Below are 8,198 nucleotides of genomic sequence, written 5' to 3'. Positions count from 1 at the left end.
ACGCAGGGGTTGGGGGCATGCAGGGGATCGCCTTGTTTGCGGTTGTAGGGCGTTGATCCTCGCCCGAAGGCCGGGTCTTTCCCTTGTCTGGCGTGTGTGTTGAAGACACTGACGGTTTCCATCAGCCCCTCTGGCGAAATGCCGCACGCGTTGGCGAGTGCTTCGATGGACGCACCGCGCGTGAGATAGCCGCTGCGAAGATGGCGCGTGAGCGGCAACGGAAAGGGCTTGGCAAAGCCGATGCCGTAACGGCGCTGGAACCGGTGGTCGCAGATGAGCCACGACGCCACCTCCTGACCCGGGGGCACGGCCGCGACCATCGCAGCCGTGTAGTCGCAGTAGCCGTCGGCTTCGTTCACGAAGCGCTTGCCGTCGGCGAGAACGCCGATCAGCCCCGGTTTCGCGCGGTCGATGATGTGGGGGAAGTGCCCGACGCTCCCGTCGGGGTGCTGCACGCGGGACACGGGTGCCCAGGCGACGGGGGAGGCCAGGTCGGTGACCAGCCGACCCCCCGCCGATTCGCCCAGCGAAATGCCGTCGCCCGAACAGCTCCTGGGTGGCAGGGCCAGATGTTCCTGGTCGGTGGGCGAGCGCGGAAACAAGGCCTTGCGTCGCTGCATGTCGTTCGGAAAGCCACCGGTGGCCAGTACCACGCCCTTGGTGGCCCGAATCTCGATCTCGCCGCCCGCTTGTACAACGACGGCACCGCACACCACACCGTTCTCGATGAGCAGCCGTCTGGCCGGCGCCGACTCGATCAACTGCACACCTGCCTGCTCGGCCGACTTCGCAAGCCGCGCCACCAGGGCCACACCGTTGACGAGTTGCATGGCTCGGCCGTGGACCCACAGATCGAGCAGGTGGCGGCCGACGCGCCGGGCCACATGCACCAACGACTTGAACGACCGGGTCATGCTCAGGAAAGCCCCGAGGTCCGGGCCGGCCATGATGGGCATGCCCATGAACGCGGTCTCGCGCATGGTGGTCCGAAGACGTCGGATCAACGGGCCGACCCGGCGGCCGTCGTAGGGTGCGGCGGCCACCTGATGCCCTTGCGTTGCCGCACCGGGCACATGGCCGTGGATGTCCGGGATGGCGTTGCCGTCGACGAACTGAAGCTCGGTGTGCGCCTCGAAGAACGCCACCATCGGTCCGCACTGGTCGAGGAAGGCATTGACCTGCGAGGCCACATACCGGTCACCGAGTTCGTTCTTCAAATAGGTGCGCGGTTGCTCAGGGTCTTCGTGGATGCCGGCCCGTCGGGCCAATGGGTTGCCGGGCACCCACATCCAGCCGCCTGACCAGGACGTGGCACCACCGAAGACCGGCTCCTTCTCGACGAGAACGACCTTCAGGCCACTGTGCGCGGCAGTCACGGCGGCAGAGAGGCCGGACGCCCCCGAGCCGATGATCAGCAGGTCGCAGTGCAGGCCGTTCACGCCGACAAGGACTTCATGGCGTCGAATGACGCGAGCACTCGCCGGGTGGCGGCCAGCGCCCGGCGGGCCCGCTCGGTGGCAGGGACGCTGCGGGCCAAGGTGTGGGTCGGCACTTCGACGCTGAGCGGGATGTCGTCGGGCATCGCGTGCAGCAATCCCGGGAGGTTCAGGCCCCCGTCACCGGGAAACAGGCGCTCGGCGCGCGCTTCGGCGAGGATCGCGTCCATCGTGGGCGGCAGGGCCGCGGGCACGTCGCAGAATTGCATGAAACGCCAGTACGACGAAGGCATCGCGGCCACGTCTTCAATCCGACTGCCCGAGCGGCTCAGGTGGAAAGGGTCGATCAGCACGCCCGCGTTGTCGCGGTGGACGGCGTGGACGATGCGGGCCGCCTGTTGCAGGTTCTTCGCGTCGGTCCAGGGCATGAACTCCAGATTGGCGCCCAGTCCGTAGGTGTCGGCCAGGTCGCAGAACGCCGCGAACGTGTCGATCAGGCGGCCCTCGTCGGGGTCGTTCCCCGCCACCAGCAACTCGCGTGCGCCCAGCCGGGCGGCGGTGGCGAGGGCGGCTTCGCAGTCGGCGACGCGGGTCTCGGGCTGGATGCGGAAGATCTCGACATCGAGCACCTGGACGCCGGTATCGGCGAGACGGCGTTCGACCTCGCGCAGCAAAGGGGTGTCACCCACGATGTCGTAGCGCGGCTCGGTGGCCGTGGCCGGAATCAGGCGGATGCCGACGTGGCTGAAACCCGCATCCGCGGCGCACACCACCATGTCGGGCGGCGTCAATTCCAGCACCGTCAGCGCGGCAAGAGAAAGGGGTCGAGACATGTCGGCGGATGAAGTCCTTGGAATCTCGGCACTCTAAGGGCGATGATTTGCAGGAACAACGGGCAAACTGTGGCTTTATGATTCACGAACTGTGATGCTCAAATTTCAGCTCGACGACCTGCATGTGTTCTGCATCGCCGCCCGCAAAGCCAGCTTTGCTGCCGCGGCCACCGAACTCGGCATGTCACCGGCGTTCGTGAGCAAACGCATTTCCATACTGGAGCGGTCGCTGGGCGTCACGCTGTTTCACCGCGCCGCACGGCGGGTCACGGTGACGGAAGATGGCGAGCGCGTGTACACCTCGGCGCAACGGATCTTCGACGGTGTGGACCACATGGGCGAAACCGTGGCCGGCGGGCGTCTGGACCCCCAAGGCGCGCTGCGCATCACGACCAGTTTCAGACTGGGGCGCATCCACATCGGGCCGATCCTGTCTTTGCTGGCGCAGCGGTACCCGGCGTTGGACATCACCTTGGACGCGGTCGATCGCCGTGTGGATCTCATCAACGAGAACGTCGATCTGGATGTCCGCATCGCCGAAGTCGATGAACCGCATCTGGTGGCCCATCGCATCGCCGACAGCACCCGCGTGCTGTGCGCGGCTCCAAGCTACCTGGAGCGCCGAGGCGTTCCCGCCAACATCGCCGAACTGAGCCAGCACGATTGTCTGGTCCTGCGCGATCGCAACCAGGTCTTCGGCCTGTGGCGCCTGACGGGCTCTCACGGCCCCGAGAAAGTCAAGGTCACGGGGCGGCTGTCCTCCAACAACGCCGAGATCGTGCGAGGGTGGGGCAATGACGGGCACGGCATCCTGTTGCAGGCCCAATGGGACGTGAGCCGGGATCTGCGGGCCGGGCGCTTGCAAAGGATCCTGCCTGAGTACTCACAGCCCACGGCGATCTGGGCGGCCAGCACGGTTCGGTTGAGCCACTCGGCGAAAGTCCGCGTCTGCGTCCGCTTCCTTCAGGAGCAACTCGCGAGCGGCCCCTTTGCGTTGGAAAACTGATCGCTGAAGTCCAGCCCCCTCCAGGCCTCGAACACCTCGCCCTGCTTCTGCATCCAGTCCACCGGCATCGAGTTCGTTCCCCAGTGGTGCAGCCGCCCCGCGGCCTCGCCCAGGTTCCACAGGTGCCGCAGTTGCAGGAACAGCGGCAATGCCGCCAGGTCGGCTTCGCTCACCTCGCCGCCGCCCGCCCGGTAGCCGCGCAGGTAATGCGTCCAGCGCTCGCGCAGCGTGTCGTCGGGTTCCTTGAGGTTTTTGCGGACCATGTGCGACCAGGGCAACACGCTCAGGTCGTAGGCCAGGAAGCCCGGGCCGGCGTCGTCGAAGTCGAAGAACACTGTCTTCCGGGTATTGGCCGTGTCGGTGTGCACATGGTTGTTGAAGCCGTGCGTGTCGCCGTGGCAGACGACGCGCGTGAGCCTGCCCTCGGCTGCGGTCAGCTCGTCCAGCAGGCGGTGCACCAGCTGGCTGTACGTGTCCAGCAGCTCTGCGTCCAGGTCCGGGTAGGCCTGCAGGTAGCCCAGGGTCCGGCCGGCGAGGTGGTGGCCGTCCAGCATGTAGCGGCTGGGCGGGCCTGCGTAGTCGCGCGCTGCCTGGTGGATGTGGGCCAGCGTGCGACCGGTGAGTTCGATGTCTTCCAGCGTGTCGGGGACGGCGCCTTCGGCATGGCGGAACAGCGCCAGGGCACGCGGCCCTTCGGGAAACTGCAGGTCCACGTGCGTGCGCCCGTCCGAAGTCGGGACCGGCGCGGCCACGCCGACACCCCGGGTGTCCAGGTGCGTCAGCAACGAGACTTCAAATGCAACATTGAAGTCACCGCGCGGCCGGATGGCATACAGGCGCGCCACGCAGCGGCTGCCGTCGGTTGTGCGCAGCGCGTAGTTGTCGTTCAGGCCGCGGCGGATCAGGTGGCATTGCGCCACCTCCAGGCCATGGTGCCGCGCCACCCAGCGGGCGATGGAAGCGGCGGCCGCGGTCGTGTGGGTGGGAACGAGGTCGGGGTCGTGGAGCATGGCGCATTGTGTGTGCAGCGCTGCGCCTCGCCAAGCGTGCTCAGCGCGCCGCATCCAGCCGCAACACCATGGGTTGCGACTTCAACAAAGCGCCTTCACGCAAGGGCTCCATGGGGCCCGAAGGGCGAAAACCGGCGGCGTGATACAGGTGCATGGCAGGGGTGTCGCCGACGGTGACGCCGAGGCAGATGCGTTTCACACCTTTGGCGGCGGCCCAGGCGATGGCGCCGTCGAGCAAGGCCCGGCCCACGCCTTGACCCCGCACTGCGGGCGCCACCCACATCTGGTAGAGGTCCGCCCGCTCGGGTGCTTGCTCGGACAGCTTGCACCAGACCAGGCCGCAAACGGCCTCGTTGTGCCGTGCGAAAAACGCCTGGTCCTTGCCGGCGGCCAGGGTCGCGATGCGGGATGCCCAGGCTTCGTCGGCCCTGCCCACCTCCGCCTCGTAGGTGCTGCCGAATGCGTCAGGGGAATCGACCAGCGCTTGCAGGCGCAGGTCTCGGTACAGCGGCCACTCGCCGGGCTCGATGGCATGCAGGGAGATCATGATCGTCGGCATCGTAGCCGAGGCGGTCCACACGTTCGGTTGCAATGGATCTTGCAAGGAAACTGTCCACTGTGTCTGGGTGAATTGGGATTAGAGTCTTTCCCGCTCACGAAAAAGGTGAGCCGGGTGTGAGAGCCCGAGAATCGCAGCCTTCGTCGTTCTAGCGCCATTTTTTGGCGGCTCGGACGGGAGGCCGCAAGGTCTACCGGTTTCGCTGCGATTCCCGGTTCTCACCCCGTTCGGGCCGCCGCCCTTATCTGTGGCGGCGGCTGTTCATCCTCGAACAGGGAATCCACCGCATGCCCCGACTGCAGCACAAGCAACAGCGACTTTTCGTTCTGTTTGACGCGGAGAACATCTCCTACACACTCACCCGTCCCATCCTGCTGCGCGCCGCCTGCTATGGCGTGCTGGCCGTCAAGCGCGCCTATGCCGATTGGTCGCGGCCCGCCATGAGCCGCTTCAAGAACGTGCTGCTGCACAACGCGATCGAGCCGGTGCAGCTCTTCCCCTACACCAAGGGAAAGAACGCAGCGGACATCATGCTGAGCCTGGAGGCGATGTCGCTGGCGAACACGGGGCAGTTTGACGGCGTGTGTCTCGCGTCGTCGGACAGCGACCTTACGCCGCTGGCTTTCTGCCTGAGGCGTGAGGGCCTGCGGGTCTACGGCTTCGGCGGGAGGCAGACGCCGCGGGCCTTCGTGGCGGCCTGCAACAGCTTCATCTACACGGAGTCGATCGCCGTCGCGGCCTGAGCCTGCCGGATCAGGCCGCGCGCCGGGCCATCAGGGCCCACACGCCTGCCGCCGTCAGCAGCGAGCCGCCCGCCAGGTGAAAGCGCCGCTGGGCGCGCGGCGAGGCGAGCAGCCGGCGAGCCGAGGCGGCGAACACCGCGTACAGCGTGGCGTTGAGCGTGGCCAGCACCACGAAGGTGACGGCCAGCACCCAAAGTTGCGGGCCCACCGGCATCGAGGGGCTGATGAACTGGGGCAGGAAGGCCACGAAGAACACGATGCCCTTGGGGTTGAGCGCGGTCACGAGGTAGGTGTTGGCGAACAGGCGCCAGCGCGACTGCGGCGCGGGCGGGGCGGCCAGCTCGGTGGACGAGATGCCGGCGCGCAGCAGCTTGATGCCCAGGTAGATGAGGTACAGGCCGCCGGCCCATTTGATGAGCGTGAACCAGAAGGCCGAGGTGGCGAGCAGCGCGCCCAGGCCCAGCAGCGAGACCGCCAGTGCGGTGGAGTCGCCCAGCGCCACAGCCGCCACCAGCGGCACGTTGGCGCGCCGGCCGTGGGCCATGGAATAGCTGATGACGGTGAGGATGGTCGGGCCGGGGATGATCAGCATGACGGCCGAAGCGGCGACGAAGGCGAGCCAGAGTTCGATGGGCATGGGGGCTTTCAGGGTTGTCCAAGGGTGGTGTCGCTCTGGGCGTGGGCGTCGCCCATGTAGAGCTTGAGGATGGGGCCTTCGCCGTCGTGTTCCCAGACGCGGCCACGAATGAGGAACTGCCGCCCGCCCAGGCGGACCAGGTCGCCCTGGACCGGCTGGACCGAGTGCCCCTGCCAGTACAGGGGCACGGTGATGGGGGTGCGGCGAATCCAGGCCTGGTCTTCCGCGCTGAACACCAGGATGGTTCGCAGGCTGGATGAGCTCATGGGGGGTCTCCTTGGTCGGGCCGGGGCCGATGGGCCGCAGCTTAGCGCAAGCCGGCGGGCCCGGGGGCCTGAGAAGTGTCATGGTTTCCCCACACAAGACGGCCTGGGGGGCGTCGATACAGCAGAGACCTGTCCACACATTCAAGGTATCTGTCATGCGCGTCAACTCCCCCGTTACCCAGCGTGAATACGAGTTCCCCGACAACGCCACGCTGATGTCGACCACCGACACCCAGAGCCACATCACTTACGCCAATGCGGCCTTTGTGGATGTGAGCGGTTTCACCCTGGAGGAGATCCAGCGCCAGCCGCACAACCTGGTGCGCCACCCGGACATGCCCAAGGAGGCGTTTGCCGATATGTGGGCGACGCTCAAGGGCGGCGAGCCCTGGACGGCGCTGGTGAAGAACCGCCGCAAGAACGGCGACCACTACTGGGTGCGGGCCAACGCCACGCCGGTGATCCGCAACGGCCAGACGGTGGGTTACATGTCGGTGCGCACCAAGGCCAGCCGCGAGGAGATCGCGGGTGCCGAGCGCCTCTATGCCGACATGCGCGAAGGCCGTGCGGGCCATGTGAAGCTGCACAAGGGCTTGCTGCTGCGCACCGGGCTGATGGGCCTGACGACGGTGTTCAAGACCATGGGCGTGCGCAGCCGCATCCGCCTGCCGCTGGCCTTGTTGCTGGCCGGCCTCGTGGGCGGCGCCCGGGCGCTGGGCATGGAGGGCCTGGCCTGGGCGGAGTTCGCCGGCCTGTCCGCCGTGGGCATCGTCCTGGCGGGTTGGTTTCTCGAATCGCAACTGGCCGGTCCGCTGGAGTACCTGCGCGAGCAGGCCCTGCGCGTGGCCACCGGCGACACGCAGAAGGTGGCCCACATGGACCGGGTGGACGAGATCGGCATGACGATGCGCACCATCAGCCAGTTGGGTCTGATGTTCCGCTGGCTGATCGACGACGTGAGCCAGCAGGTGCTGACGGTGCAGACGGCAGTGACCGAGATCGCCCAGGGCAACAACGACCTGAGCCAGCGCACCGAGCAGGCGGCTTCGAGCCTTCAGCAGACAGCGGCTTCCATGGAGCAGATGACGGCCACCGTGCGGCAGAACGCCGAGACGTCGAGCCAGGCCAACCAGCTCTCGGGCACGGCGAGCGAGGCGGCCTCCCGGGGCGGTCATGCGGTGTCCCAGGTGGTGAACACCATGAGCGAGATCACGGAGAGTTCGCGCAAGATCAGCGACATCATCGGTGTGATCGACGGCATCGCCTTCCAGACCAACATCCTGGCGTTGAACGCCGCGGTGGAAGCGGCGCGCGCGGGCGAGCAGGGCCGGGGCTTCGCGGTGGTGGCCGGCGAGGTGCGCAGCCTCGCTCAGCGCAGCGCCGAGGCGGCCAAGGAGATCAAGCAACTGATCGGCGCCAGCGCCGGCAAGGTGGAAGCCGGCACGCGCCTGGTGGACGAGGCCGGCAAGACCATGGACGAGATCGTGCAGCAGGTGCGGCGCGTGTCGGACCTCATCAGCGAGATCAGCGCAGCGACCATCGAGCAGAGCGGCGGCATCCAGCAGGTGAGCCAGGCGGTGGGCCACCTGGACCAGGTCACGCAGCAGAACTCGGCGCTGGTGGAGCAGGGCACGGCCGCTTCACAGAGCCTGCAGCAGCAGACCCAGCGGCTGGTGGAAGCGGTCAGCGTGTTCCGCTGAGGAGTCGC

9 protein-coding genes are annotated in these 8,198 nt (G+C 67.2%); 3 read left to right on the top strand and 6 right to left on the bottom strand.

Annotated elements, in window-relative coordinates; translation table 11 throughout:
- The coding region (locus AC07ZS_RS24245; protein ID WP_494801086.1) for an FAD-dependent oxidoreductase at nt 1-1,439 on the bottom strand (1,439 nt) is incomplete at its 3' end.
- Nucleotides 1,436-2,269 carry a sugar phosphate isomerase/epimerase family protein gene (locus tag AC07ZS_RS24240; RefSeq protein WP_494801085.1) on the bottom strand — a complete coding sequence of 278 codons (834 nt, stop codon included), beginning with the start codon at nt 2,267-2,269 and terminating at the stop codon, nt 1,436-1,438. The genes AC07ZS_RS24240 and AC07ZS_RS24245, both read right to left, overlap by 4 nt.
- Before the next feature lie 94 nt (nt 2,270-2,363).
- On the opposite strand from AC07ZS_RS24240, the gene AC07ZS_RS24235 reads away from it, so the two are divergent.
- Entirely contained in the window at nt 2,364-3,275 is a 912-nt protein-coding gene (locus AC07ZS_RS24235; RefSeq protein ID WP_494801084.1) for a LysR family transcriptional regulator, read from the top strand.
- On the opposite strand, the gene AC07ZS_RS24230 is transcribed toward AC07ZS_RS24235, so the two are convergent.
- Complete coding sequence (locus tag AC07ZS_RS24230; RefSeq protein ID WP_494801083.1) at nt 3,233-4,285, bottom strand: phosphotransferase enzyme family protein; 1,053 nt, start codon at nt 4,283-4,285, stop codon at nt 3,233-3,235. The two genes, AC07ZS_RS24235 and AC07ZS_RS24230, sit on opposite strands and share 43 nt — an antisense overlap.
- A gap of 40 nt (nt 4,286-4,325) precedes the next feature.
- Nucleotides 4,326-4,832 (bottom strand): GNAT family N-acetyltransferase, encoded by a 507-nt coding sequence (locus tag AC07ZS_RS24225; RefSeq protein WP_494801082.1) that lies wholly within the window; start codon nt 4,830-4,832, stop codon nt 4,326-4,328.
- Nucleotides 4,833-5,131: 299 nt separating this feature from the next.
- Here AC07ZS_RS24225 and AC07ZS_RS24220 point away from each other — a divergent pair, with 299 nt between their 5' ends.
- Nucleotides 5,132-5,587: an NYN domain-containing protein gene (locus tag AC07ZS_RS24220; protein ID WP_494801081.1), complete on the top strand. Its 456-nt coding sequence runs from the start codon at nt 5,132-5,134 to the stop codon at nt 5,585-5,587.
- A 10-nt stretch (nt 5,588-5,597) separates the two neighbouring features.
- Here the strand turns inward: AC07ZS_RS24220 and AC07ZS_RS24215 are convergent, their stop codons facing one another.
- Nucleotides 5,598-6,224, bottom strand: coding sequence for a LysE family translocator (locus AC07ZS_RS24215; protein ID WP_494801080.1), 627 nt, complete (start codon nt 6,222-6,224; stop codon nt 5,598-5,600).
- Nucleotides 6,225-6,232: 8 nt separating this feature from the next.
- Nucleotides 6,233-6,490, bottom strand: a complete 258-nt coding sequence (locus tag AC07ZS_RS24210; RefSeq protein ID WP_494801079.1) for a hypothetical protein — start codon at nt 6,488-6,490, stop codon at nt 6,233-6,235.
- Between the two features lie 155 nt (nt 6,491-6,645).
- Between AC07ZS_RS24210 and AC07ZS_RS24205 the strand changes: the two genes are divergently transcribed.
- On the top strand, nt 6,646-8,190 hold the full coding sequence (locus AC07ZS_RS24205) for a methyl-accepting chemotaxis protein (RefSeq protein WP_494801078.1): 1,545 nt from the start codon (nt 6,646-6,648) through the stop codon (nt 8,188-8,190).
- Nucleotides 8,191-8,198 lie beyond the last annotated feature (8 nt).

The organism is Hydrogenophaga sp. GW456-12-10-14-TSB4 (assembly GCF_059424305.1).
Note: the sequence above shows the minus strand (reverse complement) of the source record. Positions and strands in the feature narration are given on the sequence as shown.